Annotated in this window: 15 protein-coding genes; 9 read left to right on the top strand and 6 right to left on the bottom strand. The window is 50.3% G+C overall.

Features of this window, described 5'->3' with window-relative positions:
* Nucleotides 1-10 precede the first annotated feature (10 nt).
* A complete protein-coding gene (locus tag ACFQ2T_RS08725) occupies nucleotides 11-3,106 on the top strand; it encodes an efflux RND transporter permease subunit (RefSeq protein WP_379033209.1) in 3,096 nt (1,031 codons plus the stop codon).
* Between the two features lie 421 nt (nucleotides 3,107-3,527).
* Here ACFQ2T_RS08725 and ispH read toward each other — a convergent pair whose 3' ends face one another.
* Nucleotides 3,528-4,505, bottom strand: a complete 978-nt coding sequence (gene ispH / locus ACFQ2T_RS08720; protein WP_379033206.1) for a 4-hydroxy-3-methylbut-2-enyl diphosphate reductase — start codon at nucleotides 4,503-4,505, stop codon at nucleotides 3,528-3,530.
* Between the two features lie 131 nt (nucleotides 4,506-4,636).
* Between ispH and purU the strand changes: the two genes are divergently transcribed.
* Entirely contained in the window at nucleotides 4,637-5,491 is an 855-nt protein-coding gene (purU, locus tag ACFQ2T_RS08715; RefSeq protein ID WP_379033203.1) for a formyltetrahydrofolate deformylase, read from the top strand.
* A gap of 208 nt (nucleotides 5,492-5,699) precedes the next feature.
* On the opposite strand, the gene lysA is transcribed toward purU, so the two are convergent.
* Both lysA and lptM read right to left on the bottom strand, forming a co-directional pair.
* Nucleotides 5,700-6,944: a diaminopimelate decarboxylase gene (lysA, locus tag ACFQ2T_RS08710; protein ID WP_379033200.1), complete on the bottom strand. Its 1,245-nt coding sequence runs from the start codon at nucleotides 6,942-6,944 to the stop codon at nucleotides 5,700-5,702.
* Nucleotides 6,941-7,078 (bottom strand): LPS translocon maturation chaperone LptM, encoded by a 138-nt coding sequence (gene lptM / locus ACFQ2T_RS08705; RefSeq protein WP_379033197.1) that lies wholly within the window; start codon nucleotides 7,076-7,078, stop codon nucleotides 6,941-6,943. The genes lysA and lptM overlap by 4 nt, the downstream gene beginning before the upstream one ends.
* Nucleotides 7,079-7,243: 165 nt before the next feature.
* On the opposite strand from lptM, the gene ACFQ2T_RS08700 reads away from it, so the two are divergent.
* The 6 genes from ACFQ2T_RS08700 to ACFQ2T_RS08675 are packed head-to-tail and all read left to right on the top strand — an operon-like array spanning nucleotide 7,244 to nucleotide 14,496.
* Nucleotides 7,244-7,657: a type IV pilin protein gene (locus ACFQ2T_RS08700; protein ID WP_379033194.1), complete on the top strand. Its 414-nt coding sequence runs from the start codon at nucleotides 7,244-7,246 to the stop codon at nucleotides 7,655-7,657.
* Between the two features lie 2 nt (nucleotides 7,658-7,659).
* Nucleotides 7,660-8,178 carry a GspH/FimT family pseudopilin gene (locus ACFQ2T_RS08695; RefSeq protein WP_379033191.1) on the top strand — a complete coding sequence of 173 codons (519 nt, stop codon included), beginning with the start codon at nucleotides 7,660-7,662 and terminating at the stop codon, nucleotides 8,176-8,178.
* Nucleotides 8,172-8,585 carry a type IV pilus modification PilV family protein gene (locus ACFQ2T_RS08690; protein ID WP_379033188.1) on the top strand — a complete coding sequence of 138 codons (414 nt, stop codon included), beginning with the start codon at nucleotides 8,172-8,174 and terminating at the stop codon, nucleotides 8,583-8,585. The genes ACFQ2T_RS08695 and ACFQ2T_RS08690 overlap by 7 nt, the downstream gene beginning before the upstream one ends.
* 56 nt (nucleotides 8,586-8,641) lie before the next feature.
* Nucleotides 8,642-9,748, top strand: coding sequence for a PilW family protein (locus ACFQ2T_RS08685; protein ID WP_379033186.1), 1,107 nt, complete (start codon nucleotides 8,642-8,644; stop codon nucleotides 9,746-9,748).
* Nucleotides 9,738-10,427, top strand: coding sequence for a pilus assembly PilX family protein (locus tag ACFQ2T_RS08680; RefSeq protein WP_379033183.1), 690 nt, complete (start codon nucleotides 9,738-9,740; stop codon nucleotides 10,425-10,427). The genes ACFQ2T_RS08685 and ACFQ2T_RS08680 overlap by 11 nt, the downstream gene beginning before the upstream one ends.
* A gap of 10 nt (nucleotides 10,428-10,437) precedes the next feature.
* Complete coding sequence (locus tag ACFQ2T_RS08675; protein ID WP_379033180.1) at nucleotides 10,438-14,496, top strand: pilus assembly protein; 4,059 nt, start codon at nucleotides 10,438-10,440, stop codon at nucleotides 14,494-14,496.
* A 345-nt stretch (nucleotides 14,497-14,841) separates the two neighbouring features.
* On the opposite strand, the gene ACFQ2T_RS08670 is transcribed toward ACFQ2T_RS08675, so the two are convergent.
* Nucleotides 14,842-14,997, bottom strand: a complete 156-nt coding sequence (locus ACFQ2T_RS08670) for a hypothetical protein (protein WP_379033177.1) — start codon at nucleotides 14,995-14,997, stop codon at nucleotides 14,842-14,844.
* 245 nt (nucleotides 14,998-15,242) lie between these two features.
* Here ACFQ2T_RS08670 and ACFQ2T_RS08665 point away from each other — a divergent pair, with 245 nt between their 5' ends.
* Nucleotides 15,243-15,653: a hypothetical protein gene (locus ACFQ2T_RS08665; protein WP_379033174.1), complete on the top strand. Its 411-nt coding sequence runs from the start codon at nucleotides 15,243-15,245 to the stop codon at nucleotides 15,651-15,653.
* A gap of 4 nt (nucleotides 15,654-15,657) precedes the next feature.
* Here ACFQ2T_RS08665 and ACFQ2T_RS08660 read toward each other — a convergent pair whose 3' ends face one another.
* Together ACFQ2T_RS08660 and ACFQ2T_RS08655 are read right to left on the bottom strand one after the other, a co-directional pair.
* Complete coding sequence (locus tag ACFQ2T_RS08660) at nucleotides 15,658-16,161, bottom strand: DUF1993 domain-containing protein (RefSeq protein ID WP_379033171.1); 504 nt, start codon at nucleotides 16,159-16,161, stop codon at nucleotides 15,658-15,660.
* An 11-nt stretch (nucleotides 16,162-16,172) separates the two neighbouring features.
* On the bottom strand, nucleotides 16,173-17,672 hold the full coding sequence (locus tag ACFQ2T_RS08655; RefSeq protein WP_379033168.1) for a YifB family Mg chelatase-like AAA ATPase: 1,500 nt from the start codon (nucleotides 17,670-17,672) through the stop codon (nucleotides 16,173-16,175).
* Between the last annotated feature and the right edge of the window lie 34 nt (nucleotides 17,673-17,706).

Genomic DNA, 17,706 nt, shown 5'->3' with positions numbered 1-17,706 from the left:
AAAGCCAAACATGTTAAAAGGGTTAATCACTTTTTCTCTGCAACAGCGCGTGTTCCTGCTGATAGGCGCTGTGGTGCTGATGATCTTTGGCTGGTTTGCCGTACAGAACCTGCCGATTGAGTCTTTCCCTGATGTGGAAGATGTACACGTTGTGATCGTAACGCAATCACCCGGCATGGCGCCGGAAGAAGTCGAGCGTGTGGTCTCGTTGCCGATCGAACATGGCATGAGTGGCGTGCCCGGGTTGACGCAAATCCGTTCCGTTTCTATTACCGGCTTGTCGGTGGTGACACTGACCTTTGCCGAGAACACGGCAGATTACTTTGCCAGGCAACAGGTACTGGAGCGTTTGCAGGGGGTGAGTTTGCCTAATGATCTGCAACCAACGCTGGCGCCATTAACCACCGCAGTAGGTGAGATATACCGCTACCTGGTAGAAGCCCCAGCAGACATGCCCCAGCGCGAGGTGCGTGCCATCCAGGACTGGAAAATCATTCCGCAGTTACGCATGGTGCCAGGCGTGGCTGACATCACCAGTTTTGGTGGGGCGGTCAAAGAGTATCAAATCAAGCTGGATCCGCATTTACTCAAGAAATTCGCGGTCAGCATAGACCAGGTCAACCTGGCGGTCAGCCATAACAGCAGTAATGCTGGTGGCGGCTTGATGCACAGGGGAGATGAGTCCCTGGTCGTGCGCGGGATTGGTTTGTATCGCAATGTGGATGATATTGCGCAATCCGTGGTCGATACCCGAGATGGCAAACCTATCCTGGTCGGAGACCTTGGCGAGGTGAAGATCGGCGACCGGCCCCGTTCCGGCATCGTGTCATTCAACCAGCAGGATGACATCATTGAAGGCATCATCCTGATGACCAAAGGCCAGAATGCCGCCAAAGTGATTGAAGCGTTACGGGAGAAAGTAGTGCAGGTCAACCAGACCCTGCCACCTGGTGTGAAGGTCGTGCCTTTCTATGACCGTACCAGCCTGGTGGACCACACCGTACATACTGTCTCGGAAAACCTGATTGTCGGCGCGCTGCTGGTAGTGGCTATCCTGATTATCTTCCTGCGCAACTGGCGCGCGGCATTGATCGTCGCTTCGGTGATTCCTTTGTCGCTGCTGTTTGCGTTTATTGTGATGGATTTGCGCGGTGTCTCTGCCAACCTGATTTCACTGGGCGCAGTGGACTTCGGCATTATCATTGATAGTGCGGTGGTGCTGGTCGAAGCACTGATGGTGCGGCTGGCGATGGCAGAAACTGACAAAAATCCCTCTCATGCCGGCATCGCCTGGCGTATGCAAACGCTGAAAAATACCGCGATTGATATGGGTCACCCGATACTGTTTTCCAAAGCGATTATCATCACCGCTTTCCTGCCTATCTTTACCTTCCAGCGAGTAGAGGGCAAGATTTTCTCGCCCATGGCATTTACCCTGAGTTTTGCGCTGCTGGGGGCGATTCTGCTCACGCTGACACTTGTTCCCGCTTTGCTTTCATACACCATGAAGCGCGAGGATATGGCGGAAAAACACAGCGCCTGGATGCAAAATATCCAGGATGCCTACCGCAAAGTATTGCTCCAGAGCGCCAAGGCCAGAAAACTGGTGGTGCTGGTGTCAGTCGCTGTGTTAGTGCTGGCGATGTTGTGTGCACCTATGCTGGGTTCCGAGTTCTTACCCAAGCTGGACGAAGGCAATATCTGGCTCACAGTAGATTTGCCACCCTCCGCCAGCCTGGAGAAAACCAAGGAAGTCGAACGGCATATCAGGAAAATCCTGAATAGCTATCAGGAAGTCAGGCTGGTTGTGGCACATGTCGGGCGTCCCGATGACGGCACCGATCCTAAAGGGCCTTATCACATGGAAATCCTGGCTGACCTCAAGCCGCATAGTGAATGGCATTTTGCGAATAAGGAAAGCCTGATCAAGGATATCTCACGCCGCATCCATGAAATCCCCGGCATCCCTACCAATTTCTCGCAGGTAATTCAGGACAGCGTGGAGGAAGCCTTGTCCGGGGTAAAAGGTGAGATTGCGGTGAAAATTTTTGGCCGCGATTTATCTATCCTGGAACAAAAAGCATCTGAAGTGGTGGATGCCATTAACAGCGTGCGTGGCGCAACGGATGTTGCCGCAGTGAGGATTTCCGGCAACTCGGAACTGGATATCACCCTGAATCGCAGTCAACTGGCCAGATATGGTTTGGCAGTGGATGATGTGAACAATACTGTGCAGACAGCGCTGGCTGGCAATGCGGCGAATACTTTCTACGACGGTGACCGGCATTTTGATGTGACATTGCGACTGGAGAGGTCTTACCGTGACTCGGTGGATGATATTGATGAACTGCCGATAGCCTTGCCAAATGGTGCAGGCAGTATTCCGCTCAGTGAAGTGGCTGAAGTGACCGTCAAACAGGGCGCGTCACGTGTCAGCCGTGAAGCCGGGTCACGCATAGTGTCGATCAAGGCCAATATTACTGACAGGGACCAGGGCAGCTTCGTGCAAGAGGCGATGCAAAAAGTAAAAGAACAAGTCAAGTTGCCGCCCGGGTACAGCATGACCTGGGGCGGCCAGTTTGAGAACCAGCAACGCGCGATGAAGCGGCTGATGGTGATTGTGCCTTTATCCGTACTGCTGATTTTTATCCTGCTGTTCTGGGCATTCAAGTCGGTTAAAAACGCCTTGCTGGTGTTACTGATGATCCCATTTGCGCTGGTGGGCGGCCTGGCTGGGCTGGCTGTTGCTGGCTTGCACCTGTCTGTGTCTGCCGCAGTCGGATTTATCGCGCTAGCCGGGATCTCCGTGCAAAACGGGGTGATTATGGTCGAGCAGATGAAGCATTTAATGCGTGAAGGCAAACGTGCCAGCGAAGCGGTGATTGAAGGTGCGGTTGCCCGTTTAAGACCTATCCTGATGACGGCCTTGATGGCGGGTATAGGCCTGATGCCCGCAGCTCTGTCACATGGTATAGGTTCGGAAACGCAAAGGCCATTCGCCGTGGTCATTGTGGGTGGTCTGATCACCGCGACACTTTTCACCCTGTTATTGCTGCCATTGCTCTTCCCGATGTTTACAGATGAGCGTCGCGCGAGTTCTCGATGAAATGCCAGTTTGGTTTTTTAAAACCAAACTGGTGGTTTAAAACAGCCAGGCTGCACTTTTTAAGCTAATTAGGTAAATAATTTTCTATAAAAATCAAAGAGTTAATTTGATGTCGAGATTGGCATAATTGATGCAATGTTATTAATGTGCTATCTCATTGCATACAGGCAGTAAGTGGCTGTTGTAAATCTCCAAAGTGGTAATGTTGTCGCATGTTAAATAATAACAACGAGCAATTTTTTCCCCTATTGTCCTTTCCCGAGGATATTGCTTGCGCCCAGGCCTTGTGCTTGGGTTTTTTTTACCTGGTGATAGCCGACAGGAACCCATGAAGAGTGTAAACCTGGTGTTTGCGCTGTGCTTTTAGTATTGAAGGCTGAAGCGTGTTTTTTGGAGGCAATCAAACGGATTTGAAATGCAATCAGGATCCTGAATGGGGCTGAGGCCGCTTTTCGGCATTGACCAGATTTTTAGGTAACTGGAATACGACATTCTCAACCACCCCTTGCAACTCTTCCACCTGTGCCGCACCCATCGCATGTAAAGCCTGTATCACTTCCTGCACCAGCACCTCAGGGGCAGAAGCGCCGGCTGAAATGCCTACTTTCCTTTTGCCTTTTAACCATTCTGGATTCAGCAAGGTGGCGTTATCTACCATGTAGGCTTCCACGCCCTGGTTTTTAGCCACTTCACGCAAGCGGTTGGAGTTAGAGCTGTTAGGCGAGCCGACAATAATCACAAGATCGCAATCCTTTGCCATGATTTTGACTGCGTCCTGCCGATTTTGTGTGGCATAGCAAATATCATCGCTCTTAGGCGCTTTAATATTAGGAAAGCGGGCTTTAAGCGCATTGATCACTTGCGTGGCATCGTCTACAGACAGTGTCGTTTGCGTCACAAACGCCAACTTTTCCGCATCAGTCACTTGCAGGGCTGCGACGTCTTCCGGTGTTTCCACCAGGTACATGCCGCCAGCTTCTGACTGTCCCATGGTGCCTTCGACTTCCGGGTGGCCTTTGTGGCCTATCATGATGATTTCCAGGCCGTCCTTGCGCATTTTTGCGACTTCAATGTGCACCTTGGTCACCAGTGGACAGGTCGCATCAAAAGCGGTCAGCCCGCGTGATTCTGCCTCTGCGCGCACCGCTTTGGAAACGCCATGCGCACTGAAGATGACAATATTGCCTGCCGGAATTTTTTCCAGCTCATCGACAAAAATAGCGCCTTTGTCACGTAGCTGGCCGACCACAAATTTGTTATGGACCACTTCATTGCGGACATAGATAGGCGCACCGAACTTTTCCAGCGCCTGTTCAACAATAATAATGGCGCGGTCTACCCCGGCGCAAAAACCGCGCGGATTGGCCAGCACAATATTCGGTAAGTCATTTGTTTGCATAAATCAATTCCGTGAAGGAGGCTGCTGCATCTGCGCTCGCGAATCCGTCAGGTTAAGCATATGGTCAGTCACAAGGTCTGGCATGCATCAGGTATAATCGGCGTTTTGTTGCCAGTTACCCGCCAAATGTTATGAAAAACACTGCTACCTTGCTGATTACCTGCCCGGACACCAAAGGGATTGTGGCGGCGATTGCGCAATTTCTGTATGAGCACAATGCCAATATTTTACACGCAGACCAGCATCAGGATGCGGAAAATAATCTGTTTTTAATGCGGGTGGAGTGGGACCTGAGTGATTTCAATGTCGCGGTGGCAGATTTTGAGCAGGCATTTGCGCCTGTTGCGCAGCGATTTGACATGACCTGGCAACTGAAACTCTCGGAGCAAAAAACACGTCTGGCGATCATGGTGTCGCAATATGACCATTGCCTGGCCGACCTGTTGCACAGGCATCATAGTGGTGAACTGGCCTGCGATATCCCGCTGATTATCAGTAACCATCGCGATACTGAAAAGCTGGCGGCTTTTTATGGCATAGATTTTCATTATCTGCCGATGACTAAAGAAACCAAGGCCGAGGTCGAAGCGCAAGAATTCGCATTGTTTGATCAATACCAGATTGATTTGATCGTACTGGCGCGCTACATGCAGATATTGTCACCGGAGTTTGTCGCACGCTATCCGCAAAGAATTATTAATATCCATCATTCTTTCCTGCCTGCATTTATTGGTGCGCGGCCCTATCACCGTGCATTTGAGCGTGGCGTAAAACTGATAGGGGCGACCAGCCATTACGTCACCGAAGTGCTGGATGAAGGCCCGATTATCGAGCAGGATCTGGCGCGTATTTCGCACCGCGACCAGGTGGAAGACCTGATCCAGAAAGGCCGCGACCTGGAGCGTATTGTGTTATCGAAAGCCGTGCGCTGGCATATAGAGCACCGGATTCTGCTCTATGCAAACAAGACGGTTATTTTTGATTAAAAACACGCCATAAGCGGCTGCGCGAGCGAATTGTTGCGTTGCGCGGTGCTCAAATTCTCGCCGTAATTTTGTACTGTCTCGGCTTTTGTGCTACCTGCGCTTTACACTTCACTCGCTTGTTCACCTCTGGCAATCTTTCAATATGACGTAATAAAAAAACCGAAACATCAAGTTTCGGTTTTTTTTATTGCACATTGACGTCGTAACGCTAAGGCAGCGTACGTTCCAGCTTAAATAAATCTGCAATCTGTTCACGTTCGCGGATCACATGCACCTGGTCTCCATCCACCAGTACTTCAGCCGCCCGCGCACGGGTATTGTAATTGCTGGACATACTCATGCCATAAGCGCCGGCAGAGTGAATGGCCAGATAGTCACCTTCTGCAATCGCCAAACTACGGTCATGGCCTAGAAAATCACCGCTTTCACACACCGGCCCCACCACTTCATAGGTGTGTGCTTGGGCTGGAGAGTCGGCAATCGTAGTGATGTGGTGGTACGCATCGTACAGCGCAGGGCGCATCAGGTCGTTCATGGCCGCATCTACAATCGCAAAATTCTTGCTTTCGCCCGGTTTTAAATATTCAACCTTGGTCAGTAAGATACCGGCATTACCCACCAGTGCGCGACCAGGCTCGAATAATACTTTCACACCACGACCTGCCAGTTTTTGCATGATGGCTGCGGTGTAAGTCGCAAAATCCGGTGGAGTTTCGTCACTATAAGTAATGCCTACGCCGCCGCCTACATCAATATGCTGGATATGTATGTCGCGTTCAGCCAGTGCATCCACCAAGCCCAAAACTTTATCCAGTGCATCGAGGAAAGGCGACAGTTCAGTAATCTGGGAGCCAATGTGGCAATCGACACCATGCACGACAATATTCGGCATGCCGGCGGCTTGCTGGTATAAATCCAGCGCATCTTCAAACGCCACACCAAACTTGTTATTTTTGAGGCCGGTGGAAATATACGGATGCGTTTTGGCATCCACATTCGGGTTCACCCGCAATGAAACCGGTGCGATTTTGCCTATTTCGGCAGCCACTTGCTGGATGCGGTGCAATTCATTGATGGATTCCACATTAAAGCAGAGAATGCCCGCTTCCAGCGCAGCGAGAATTTCGTTATGTGATTTTCCCACACCTGAAAAAACCACTTTTTTCGGATCACCACCCGCTGCGAGAACACGTGCGAGTTCGCCACCTGAGACAATATCAAACCCGGCGCCGAGACGGGCAAACAGGTTCAGGATGGCCAGGCTGGGATTGGCTTTCACGGCAAAGCAGATCAGATGTTCATGGCCTAGAAGGCCAGCCTGGAAGCGCTTGAATGTTTCAGTCAGCGCGCTTCTGGAATAAACATAGGTCGGTGTCTGGTGTTGTTCCGCGATATCGCGCAAGGCTACATTTTCGGCATGTAGCAGGCCATTCTTGGTATTAAAAGCGGTCACTTGGCAGGAGGTGTTTGTTGTTGAGGTTGAGGATACTGGCGTTCAGGGATATATAGATCGCCTTTAAGCCCACATGCGCTTAATTGAGCCAGCATCAGGCCAAGCGCTAATAGTCGCGTCCAGAAGGAAAACATAATCCAGTCCAGTTTAAATAGACCTGCATTTTATCACTAAACTGCGAGTGCTTGATGTCAGGGTTATCTCACCGCTCGTCGGCTGGATACTGCCACCGGTCAGGCAGCGCTGGACATCTGTTTACCCAGTTTGCATGATTAGCACATCGTAAAAAAGGTCTCAATATGATGCGCAATGTAATTCAGCAAGGGTTCAGCCTGATCGAAATCATGATTGTGGTCGCCATTATGGGCATACTGGCCAGCATCGCAGTGCCAGGCTACCAGGATTACATCAGGAGCGGAAATGCGGTTGAGGCACCCTCTAACCTTGCCAATTGTCGCGTACTGGCAGAGCAGTTTTTCCAGGATAACCTTACCTATGTTGGATTTGCATGCAATCCGACGGACGGACGATTTTTTGATTACTTCGTCGATAACCAGACGGCGACAACCTATACCTTGCATGCTGCAGGGAGATCTGCCCAGAATATGGGTAATTTCGAGTTCACCGTAAACCAGGATAACGCGAAAACTTCAAGATATGACGGTACGACCGGGGCTACCTGCTGGTTAACCAGTTCTTCGGGTAGTTGCTAGTCATGCAGCAACAGGGTTTTTCATTGATTGAACTGGTAGTGACTGTGGTCGTCATGATGGCGGTCTCCATGTTTGCTATCCCGGCATTTCAGTCGTCTATCGGTAATTCACAAATCCGCACGGTGACTGAGTCGATCAAAAATGGCTTGCAGCAGGCGAGGGTAGAAGCAATCAAACGGAATACCCGCATCAGATTCACGCTGCAAGCTAATGGTGCCTGGGAATTGGGATGTGTGGCGCCCGCAGACGCTGTAGCTTGCCCAGCGATTATCAGCCAGAAAAGTGCTTCAGAGGGTTCTTCAGCAAATGTCGCTATCATTGCCGATTATCCATCTGCCGTTTTTACCGGTTTCGGCACACGTGATCCCGGTGTTGCCAATGGACTTTCGCGAGTGGATGTATCTAGTATTCAGGTAGCGAGAGCTGAGCGCAGGGATTTGCGGATTATACTGGCCGCCGGAGGCCATGCAAGAGTCTGTGATCCGGCTGTTAACGCAGTAGGAGATATTCGCAAATGCTAAGTTTCAAGCCTACAAAAAAAGGGATGCCGCGTCGTTTACGCCTGCAATATGGCTCTGTCCTGATTGAATCTTTAGTTGCTGTAGTCATTTTTAGTATGGGCGTGCTAGCACTGGCCGGATTGCAGAGTGCCATGCTAAAGAATAGCAATGACAATCGCTATCGCGCTGAAGCGCAACTGATTGCACAAACGCATGTAGCCAATATGATGGCTTTTGGAGGAGATGCTGCGACCTATGTCGGGCAGGTCGATCGTGCAAGAATCAGAGCACAACTGCCCAATGGCACCCTGAATTTTTCTGCCATCACTAATAACATGATCACAGTCACCGTTGGCTGGCAATTGCCTGGCGGCAGGCATCACCAGGTGAATGCCTCCAGTTATCTCTTTGATGTAACGTCTGATTGAAAGTGACTGTTTATATGGCGCATAGGCGAAGCCGATCACATGGGCAGCAATCCGGGATGAGCCTGGTTGAGCTTCTGGTTGGTATTTTGATCGGGCTGGTAGCTACACTGGCAATTGCTAACTTGTTCAGTGGCTTTGAAGCACGTAAGCGCATGATTTCCAGTGGTTCTGATGCACAGTCCAGCGGTGTGCTGGCGCTTTATTTTTTGCAGCGTGATGCACAAAATGCCGGATATGGACTGCCTTTATACAATAGCCAGGACCCGTCACCTTTACTGTGCCCTATTAATACTTCAATCAATCAGGGCGGAGTAGTGGTGAATCTCTCGCCTGTCATTATCGTGGATGGGGGTGCCGGACAGGATATTGTCCGCATCCGCTACGGGAATCCACCCAGTGGTGGTGCCTCTGTACGTGCGGTTGGTAACCTGGCCTCACCGGCCCTGGATGGCCCTTTGCTGGGTTGCCAGGAAGGGGATGTGGTGTTATTCCACCAGACGCAAGACAATCCTAATTGCAGCCTGGCCCGTATCCAGCGGCTGAATGCTGACCGGGTGATTAATACATTGGTTGAGATCAATACCGTACCTACGGATCGGCCTGTGGCCAATTTGAATGGTGCAGAGTGGGTGCGGTTTTCGTGCCTGGGAGCTTGGAATCAGTATGAATACACTGTGAATGGCAATCTGGAACTGACCAGGACGGGTGGAACGCCAGGCACCAATCCTTTCCCGAGTAGTGCCGCAATTCCGGTGGTCAGTGATATTGTCTCCTTGCAAGCGCAGTATGGCGTAGCCAATACGCCTCATCCTGATCCTGTGTGGGCAGCTTCGCCTACCGGATCGCGTTTTCTCAACCGGGTTGATCAATGGGCAGATGCGACCGGTACTTTTGGCCCAGCGATGGGTTTAATGGACAGAAACCGGATACGGGCAATACGTATCGCGGTCGTCGCCAGAGATGGCGGGATACAAAGAAATATAGTCAGCCAGGCTTGTAACGGTAATGCCGTCGGCATCAGCAGAGTGTGCATCTGGACCAATGATGCTGCGCCAGCAAATGTCAATTTGAGTCACATTGCCGATTGGCAGCGATATCGCTATCGCACTGTTGAGGTGACTGTGCCTCTCCGGAATATTCTTTGGAATCGCGATGCCTTGTAAAGCTATTCAAACTTTTTTTGGGCATAGGTCAGATCGTGCACAGGCCGGGATAGTACTGTTTTTTGCCTTGCTGGCACTTGCAGTCATGTCTATTGCCGCGGTTGCCTTGATCCGGAGTGTGGATACCAATGCGCTGCTATCCGGCAATATGGTATTCAGGCAGTCAGCCAGTGCGACATCGAATGTAGCGCTGGAAGGGGTTGCACAGAGTATCACTCAAAATATCAGTTTGGCGAATAGTGTGAGGCACTTTCCAGGCCAGGGATACTACGCCAATTGCAGCAGGTTCGATATACAGCCTAATGCATCGGTTTGTGATGGAGGCCGCCTGACGACCACCGCTTGGGATAATACTAACAGCCGCCTGGTCCCTGACCAGGTAGACGGCAACGCTGAAATCCGTAATGGTGTTGACCGGCAAGGGAATCAAATCAGGTATGTGATTGAGCGCATGTGCAATTTCAACGAGGCTGAAATTAACGCCGGGAATGCTGCCATGGATGGGGCTCGCTGCCTGATGGCCAGTTCTACAGCCTGCAGGCCTCCAATAGATATTCCGGGAGGGCCAGAGCAGCCGCCATGCCCGAATCAGGCTACTTCGCCGATTTATCGCCTCACGTTACGTATCAGTGGACCTAAAAACACGCTGACGTTTATGCAATCATTTATCTCCAACTAGCACAGGTGACATGATGAAAAGTAATTCCTGGATAAAAAAACTGGTTTGGTTGGGCGCGATGATTCCCTGTCTGGTACAGGCGGAATTCCTGGATCTGGCTACTATGCCGTTGCAGACCTCCGGCAGCTCTGATGTAAAGCCTAACCTGATGTTTGTACTGGATAACTCAGGCAGTATGGGGTGGGACTATTCACCTGACTGGGCAAACTCCTCTTCAGACTGGCTGAAAGATAACTCTGATTACAACACCCAGTATTATGATCCTGAAGTCATTTATAGCCCACCTCTGACTTATCAGGGGGTGAATATGGCAAACCAGACCGGCTTCGGTACGGTATCAAACGAAGTGAATGATCAGGGTAATACCAAGAACGGTACATCTGATCTGAGAAACAGTGCTTTTTATTATGCTTTCATCCCTGGTGAGTATTGCACTACGCCCAGCTTGACCAGTTGCGTCATCTCCAAAGTGCCTACGGGTATTTACACCTACCCTGCAGATATCCGCTGGTGCAACAGCAGCACCGCAGCTGCCAGACGCACATTATCAGGCTCACAGCGCTGCCAGAAAATTCGTAATGCCAGCGCTACCGTCAATGACAGCAATACCTATACTTTTTTGCGCAGGCCCATCGCCACTTACCGCTTGACGCTCACCAAAAGCAGCAATAATGCCACGGTACAAAGTATCAAAATTAATAATATAGAAATCCTTTCCCAGAGTGTGTCTGCCAGTTCATTTGATAACAGTAACGATCTGGCAGCATCGGTGCTCAGTGCTATCTGCCGGACAAGTCTTTCGGGTAGTTGTAATCTCAGCGGTACTACTGTCACCCGCAGCAGTAATGTATTGACCATAGACACGCCTGCAGGTGATCCTGTGAATACGGCGGCCCCTATCCAGGTCACAATGAGCGGTGGAAGCTTTAGTGCGCAACTGGCAACAGATACGACCAACGATATTCCCGGCAGTATGGTATATGTCAAGATCACCAGCAGCATCAGCAGCTATACTGCACCAGGGCTGGCAACAAAAGGGGTCGATCGTACGGATTGTGCCGGCTCAACGTGTAACTACAATGAGGAAATGACCAACTTTTCCAATTGGTGGGCCTATTATCGTACACGTATGCAATCGATGAAAACAGCGGCCAGCCAGGCGTTTAAATCTTTGGACTCGCGCTACCGCGTGGGCCTGGTGACTATTAATAATCCCTCGTCTAATTACCTTGCAATTGCACCATTTAACGCCGGCCAGAAACAATCCTGGTATGAAAAGCTATTTGCAGTATCGCCTAGTGGTGGTACCCCTCTCAGAACGGCTCTATCCAGTGTCGGTCGGCATTTTGCCGGCAAGAAAACGCTTGGTAACGATGATCCTGTCCAGTACGCATGTCAATCGAACTTTACCTTGTTAACAACCGATGGCTACTGGAATGACACTTCTAATCCGGTAAGGGCGAATGGTTCAACCGCCATCGGTAATCTTGATGGTGGCAGTACACCTCGGCCGCAGCTGGATAGCAGTAATAAGTCCAATACGCTGGCAGACGTTTCAAAATATTTTTACGACACAGATATCCGGGATAGCAGCTTATCCAATTGCACTGGTGCGCTGGGTTCGTCAGTGTGCGGCACTGCAAATGATTATCCCAAGCAAAATATCGTCACTATGACGCTGGGTTTGGGGATTGATGGTACGCTGGTTTACACCGAGGACTACAAGAACCAGATCATAGGGGATTTTCGAGATGTGACTACCGGCGCCAAAAACTGGCCAGACCCTACTGCTAACGAAGATGGCACCCGTATTGACGATCTATGGCACGCCGCAGTCAACTCAAACAGCACTTATTACAGTGCGAGTAACCCGAAATTGTTGAGGGAATCGCTGGCAAAAGGGCTTTCTGAAATCAAGTCTTTGCAGGGTGCGGCAGCGGCAGCGGCAGCCAGCAGCTTGGCACCTACAGATGGCGACAACTTTCAATATGTCGCCAGTTATCAGACGGTCAAGTGGACGGGTAATCTGGAGGCGCGCACAGTAAATGTAAAATCACTGGAGACTTCTGAAAGTGCAATCTGGTGTGCGGAAAACGTTTCTGCAACCTCATGTACATCGCCCGCTGTTGAAACCAGAATTACTGGCAACGGAAGCACTTCAATCTATTGTAAAACGACTAGTTCAAACCAGTCCAATTGTGATGGTTTGGGTGGGAAATTAGGTTCGGAACTGAGTACAAATGAAAGCTCATCCTGTTATGTGCAGATTTCCGGTAGTTGTACCGGCAGGTTGCAAACCCAAGTGGCGAATAATAGCCGGAAAATTTATTTCAACTCTAATAATGCCCTGGTCTCTTTTACTGGTGATAATTTGCCGGCCTTGCACAGAACTGTATTAACAAATGGGTATCTGGCACTAAGCCAGATGCAGGGATTGCCCGCCTCTGATCCGCGTATTTCGGACGCCAATAAAGTCAACAAGCTGGTGGATTATTTGCGCGGCAATAAAACCTATGAAGATACCAGCCTGAATACAGTAGGTGCAAACCGGCTATTCCGTGAGCGCCAGGCGACTCTTGGCGATGTTTCACAATCACGTCCCGCTTATTTTAAAGCTTCGAATATGACTTATCTCGATGCTGGATATAAAGCTTATCGAGACTCAGCGGTTGCCAATAGAGTACCTGCAGTATTTGTCGGCGCGAATGATGGTATGTTGCATGCTTTTAATGCTAACAGCGGCGATGAACTCTGGGCGTTTGTTCCCACACCGGTCATCAGTAACCTGGCAAATCTGGCAGATAAAGAGTACGGAGCTAACTACCATACCAACTATGTAAATGGGAGTCCAACAGTTGCAGATGTCTGCGTGTCTGGCTGCAGCGGGAGTGGCGCTGTCTGGCGAACCATTCTTGTGTCGGGGTTGAATGCCGGTGGTCGCGGCTACTTTGCATTGGATGTGACTAACCCGGCCGTACCAACCCTGCTGTGGGAGTTTAACGCGCAGAATCTTGGCGTAGGTGTTAACCTGGGTTATACATTTGGTAATCCGCTGATCACGAAAATGCAGGATGGCCGCTGGGTCGTTTTGTTGACCTCCGGCTATAACAATGGAACCTATGCCCGTAAACTGAATGATGGCAGTTTTGTAAATAACAGTCCTGTCGGGGATGGTGGTGGTTATGTTTATGTTGTGGATGCAGGCAGTGGTGCTGTGTTGAAAGTGCTGGCTACAGGAGAGGGTAGTTCCGCTAACCCAAGCGGATTGGCAAAAATCACCGCTTATGCTGACCAGTTGTTTGAAAACAATACCGCAATCAAAGCTTATGCCGGAGATCTGAATGGAAATGTCTGGCGCTTTGATATCAATACCAATGCCGTTACCAAGATAGCCACCTTGAGAGATGCTGGTGGCAATGCACAAAAATTGACAACCCAACCTGTCATGGTCAGGGTGGGTAAAAATATCGCCGCTATTGTTGGCACCGGAAAATTCCTTGAGGTGGCGGATTTGACCAATACGCCGCAAAATTCCATCTATACATTTAAGGATGGCGGGCAGACGACGGCAATCGGGCGCAGTCAGCTGGTATCACTGGCATTGAGTGGAGACCGCACAGTCGCTGCAAGTGCAGCTGTCAACTTCAACACCGGGTATGGCTGGTATCTGGATTTTCCGGCAGGTGAGCGTGTGAATCTGGATCCTAAAGCCGTGAGCGGTGTAATGCTGTTGTCTACATTAGTGCCTAATAGTGAAGCCTGCAGCGGTGCTGGTTACGGATTTTTGAATTATTTCAATTATGAAAAGGGCGGCAGTATGTTGCCAAGCGGACTTGTGTCAGAGCGACTCACTACCCCTGCGGTCGGTTTTAACCTGGTTTATGATCAGAATAATGTGCCGCATGTGTTGGTGACAGGCAGTGACGACCCAACCCCAAGGCAAGTCAATATGGATGAACAGGTATTTGGTAAAACGAGTGGCGGACCGGGAGTCATTGATAATATTTTTAAAAGACGAGAAAACGGCAGCTACGGCACCAAGCAAAGCTGGCATGAGTTGATTCAATAAACACTAATCAAGCACAATAAAAAAAGCCCCAGCTGGGGCTTTTTTACTAAATGTGTTATTTCACATTTTTAGCGAGCACATACAAGATCGCACAAATCACTACAACAATACCAATTAGCGCATAGATTCCAATAGCTCCTTGAAACATACCTGCCTCCTGTCGTAAACGTTGAGGAAGGTTTATTCTAGGGAAACATCAGATGACTGTCCATGTATATATGGCCGGATTAACAAGGCCTTAATCTGGAGTGGGGATTAGCAGTTTGGGAGAGTAGCTCCCACACGCATAGGCAAACGCAAATAATTGCAGGACGTGCAATCTGCGCTTAGCCAAACGAAGGTTGATTAAACAACTTCCAGCGACAGTTCAGCTGGCTTGTAAATCGCCAGAATATTGTTGTCAGCCACAATGTCTTCTGCCAGGTACATAATATCCTGCGCTGTCATTAGTTCAGGCATGCTAGCGGTGTAAGTCAGGGGTTCTTCCAGCCAGTTGTTCATGATTTTTCCTTTGTATGCGGATCTGTATAAGTCTTTAACGTCATGTCGGATCAATTCTTGATGGCAGATTAAGAAATTCTTACTCGCCATTTCTGTGATTCATCCTGTTAATCAACAGCTTACAGACCGTGTATGAAGATTTAATGAAGTAAATGTGGAAAGCATGTGTCACTGTTCGTCCGGCTGTCTGGTACTCAACAAAAAATGCGCGCAGAATACCGCAATCTGTTGAGGTGCTTATAACGATGAAAACTGGTCAGCTTGTCGGTGGCATGAGTATGGTTTTAATTATCATTGCAGGTGTGCTTTACTGGCAAAACCTGTCGGAAGATCCGTCGGACACACTGCCAAGTGCGTTGGCGCAGACAATCAACCAGTGCGACCTGATTGCCGGTAAAGCCGCTGCAGGGTTGCCCGAGGCACTGCCGTTTCAGAAGCTGGAGAAAAGGGCCAGGCAGTCACGGGTGCTGGACAGATGCATGCAGGATAGGGGTTATCAGCAGAATCCGGCCTGGGTGACCAAGGCGAATGCGCGGGCGAACGAAATCGCCAATGCGCAAAACATTTCACAGGATGAAGCTTATGAAACCTTACGCAGGCAGGCGATGTTGAAAGATGGCGTGGCGGACACCAGTTATTGGCGCCCGAAAAAGTAGCTGATTAGCGTTTTTGGCCCAGGTAATCGGTTTTGCCTAAAGGCACGCCTATGTGGCGCAAGATGTTATAGGCGGTCGTGCTGTGAAAGTATACATTCGGCATCACCCATTTCTCCAGGTAATCAAGGCCGGTAAATGTGAGATCGGCCTTGCGTATGGTCAGTACCACTTCTTTGCTCTCGGCCCCTTCTAATTGCTCAGGCTGGATCTGCGATAAAAAGTCTATCGTTTTAGCAATCCTGGCGTATAGCATGTCAAAACTGGTTTCATCATCTGCATATTGCGGAATCTCCAGGCCGGCCAGCCTGGCACCAGCGCCTTTGCTCATATCGCTAACGATTTGAACTTGTCTGGTCAGTGGATACATATCGACAGACAGCCGGCTATTCAGTAAGACCTCTGGCTCGACTTTCTTCTGTGCTGCATACAATTCGCCTTGTTGCAGGATGTTTTTCAGGTTTTGCAGGTTGCGCACCAGCGGCGCGATGCTGACATCATATAAATGCATGTAAAAAGCTTTCAATATTCATAACGACGATATTGTAACGCTTCAGCGATGTGTGCATCACTAATCACATGACTTCCTGCCAAATCTGCAATCGTACGCGCCAGTTTGAGGATGCGGTGATAGCTGCGCGCAGACAGCGAGAATTTCTTCATCGCCGCTTGCAGCAGCACATGGCTTTTATCATCCAGCTGGCAATGTGCTTCGATTTCCAGTGGGCCCAGGGCGGCATTCGGTTTGTTCTGGCGCTGCATTTGCCTTTGCCTGGCCAGCACCACACGCTCACGGATAGTGGTGCTGGTTTCGCCTGCCTGGCTATGGCTTAACTCTTCCGGTTTCAGCGCGGGCACTTCGATATTCATGTCAATACGATCCAGCAACGGGCCGGATAGCTTGTTTTTATAACGTGCAATTTGCTCAGGTGTACAGCGACAGCGATTGTTGTAGTGGCCATAATAACCGCATGGGCATGGATTCATCGCCGCCAGCAGCTGGAACTGTGCCGGGAAGGTGGCTTGCCTTGCTGCACGCGAGATTGTGATTGTGCCGCTTTCCAGCGGTTCACGCAGGACTTCCAGCACCTTTCTGTCAAATTCCGGCAGCTCATCCAGGAATAAAACGCCATGGTGGGCAAGGCTGATTTCGCCAGGGCGAGGCACGCTACCGCCGCCCACCAGTGCCACCGCAGAAGCGGTATGATGCGGGGCGCGAAACGAACGCTGTTTCCAGCTGGATGCAGGGAACTGGCTATTGAGTGACAAAATCGCCGCACTTTCCAGCGCATCCTGTGTAGACATAGCGGGCAGGATGCTCATAAATCGATGTGCCAGCATGCTTTTGCCGGTGCCGGGCGGGCCGCTCATTAACAGGCTGTGTTGTCCGGCGGCTGCCAGCTCCAGCGCACGTTTGGCGCGCAGTTGCCCTTTTACTTCACGATAGTCCGGCCACATTGGTGATTCGCTGTGAGTCATGGCTGGCTGCTGAGGCAAGACCTGTTTTTCAGACAGGTGCGCACATACTGCCAGCAGGCTGTCGGCGGCGTAAATCGTTGAACCTTCGACCAGGCTTGCTTCGCATGCACTTTCTTGGGGCAGAATCGCTGCCCGGATATTCTGGCTGTCCTGACGAAGTTGATAAGTCATTGCCAGTGCGCCACGAATCGGCCGCAGTGCCCCCGTGAGAGCCAATTCGCCGGCAATCACATAACTGGCTAGATTTTTTTTGGGGAGTTGGCCAGATGCGGCCAGAATGCCTAGCGCAATCGGCAAATCATAGCGGCCACCTTCTTTTGGTAAATCTGCAGGGGCCAGGTTGACAGTAATTCTCCTGGCCGGAAATTCAAATTGCGCGGTCTGGATCGCGGCGCGAACGCGGTCTTTGCTCTCTTTGACCTCGGTTTCAGGTAGCCCGACTATGGTAAAACTGGGCAAGCCATTGGCTAAATGTACTTCTACGACTACTTCTGGTGCTTCCATCCCGCTTAAAGCGCGACTATACAAAACTGCCAGACTCATGCTGCACTCCTGCTTAACGGAATGCTAACAATTG

Source organism: Methylophilus flavus (genome assembly GCF_042678905.1).
Taxonomy (GTDB): domain Bacteria; phylum Pseudomonadota; class Gammaproteobacteria; order Burkholderiales; family Methylophilaceae; genus Methylophilus; species Methylophilus flavus.
The sequence above is the reverse complement of the archived record's forward strand: the minus strand, read 5'-3'. Positions and strand labels throughout refer to the sequence as shown.

What these genes read in the sequence shown, in the direction of transcription:
- ACFQ2T_RS08725 (WP_379033209.1), top strand. Translation starts at nt 11, where the DNA reads ATGTTAAAAGGGTTAATCACTTTTTCTCTGCAACAGCGCGTGTTCCTG.
- ispH (WP_379033206.1), bottom strand. Translation starts at nt 4,505, where the DNA reads ATGCAAACAAATGACTTACCGAATATTGTGCTGGCCAATCCGCGCGGT.
- purU (WP_379033203.1), top strand. Translation starts at nt 4,637, where the DNA reads ATGAAAAACACTGCTACCTTGCTGATTACCTGCCCGGACACCAAAGGG.
- lptM (WP_379033197.1), bottom strand. Translation starts at nt 7,078, where the DNA reads ATGTTTTCCTTCTGGACGCGACTATTAGCGCTTGGCCTGATGCTGGCT.
- ACFQ2T_RS08700 (WP_379033194.1), top strand. Translation starts at nt 7,244, where the DNA reads ATGATGCGCAATGTAATTCAGCAAGGGTTCAGCCTGATCGAAATCATG.
- ACFQ2T_RS08695 (WP_379033191.1), top strand. Translation starts at nt 7,660, where the DNA reads ATGCAGCAACAGGGTTTTTCATTGATTGAACTGGTAGTGACTGTGGTC.
- ACFQ2T_RS08690 (WP_379033188.1), top strand. Translation starts at nt 8,172, where the DNA reads ATGCTAAGTTTCAAGCCTACAAAAAAAGGGATGCCGCGTCGTTTACGC.
- ACFQ2T_RS08685 (WP_379033186.1), top strand. Translation starts at nt 8,642, where the DNA reads ATGAGCCTGGTTGAGCTTCTGGTTGGTATTTTGATCGGGCTGGTAGCT.
- ACFQ2T_RS08680 (WP_379033183.1), top strand. Translation starts at nt 9,738, where the DNA reads ATGCCTTGTAAAGCTATTCAAACTTTTTTTGGGCATAGGTCAGATCGT.
- ACFQ2T_RS08675 (WP_379033180.1), top strand. Translation starts at nt 10,438, where the DNA reads ATGATGAAAAGTAATTCCTGGATAAAAAAACTGGTTTGGTTGGGCGCG.
- ACFQ2T_RS08670 (WP_379033177.1), bottom strand. Translation starts at nt 14,997, where the DNA reads ATGAACAACTGGCTGGAAGAACCCCTGACTTACACCGCTAGCATGCCT.
- ACFQ2T_RS08665 (WP_379033174.1), top strand. Translation starts at nt 15,243, where the DNA reads ATGAAAACTGGTCAGCTTGTCGGTGGCATGAGTATGGTTTTAATTATC.
- ACFQ2T_RS08660 (WP_379033171.1), bottom strand. Translation starts at nt 16,161, where the DNA reads ATGCATTTATATGATGTCAGCATCGCGCCGCTGGTGCGCAACCTGCAA.
- ACFQ2T_RS08655 (WP_379033168.1), bottom strand. Translation starts at nt 17,672, where the DNA reads ATGAGTCTGGCAGTTTTGTATAGTCGCGCTTTAAGCGGGATGGAAGCA.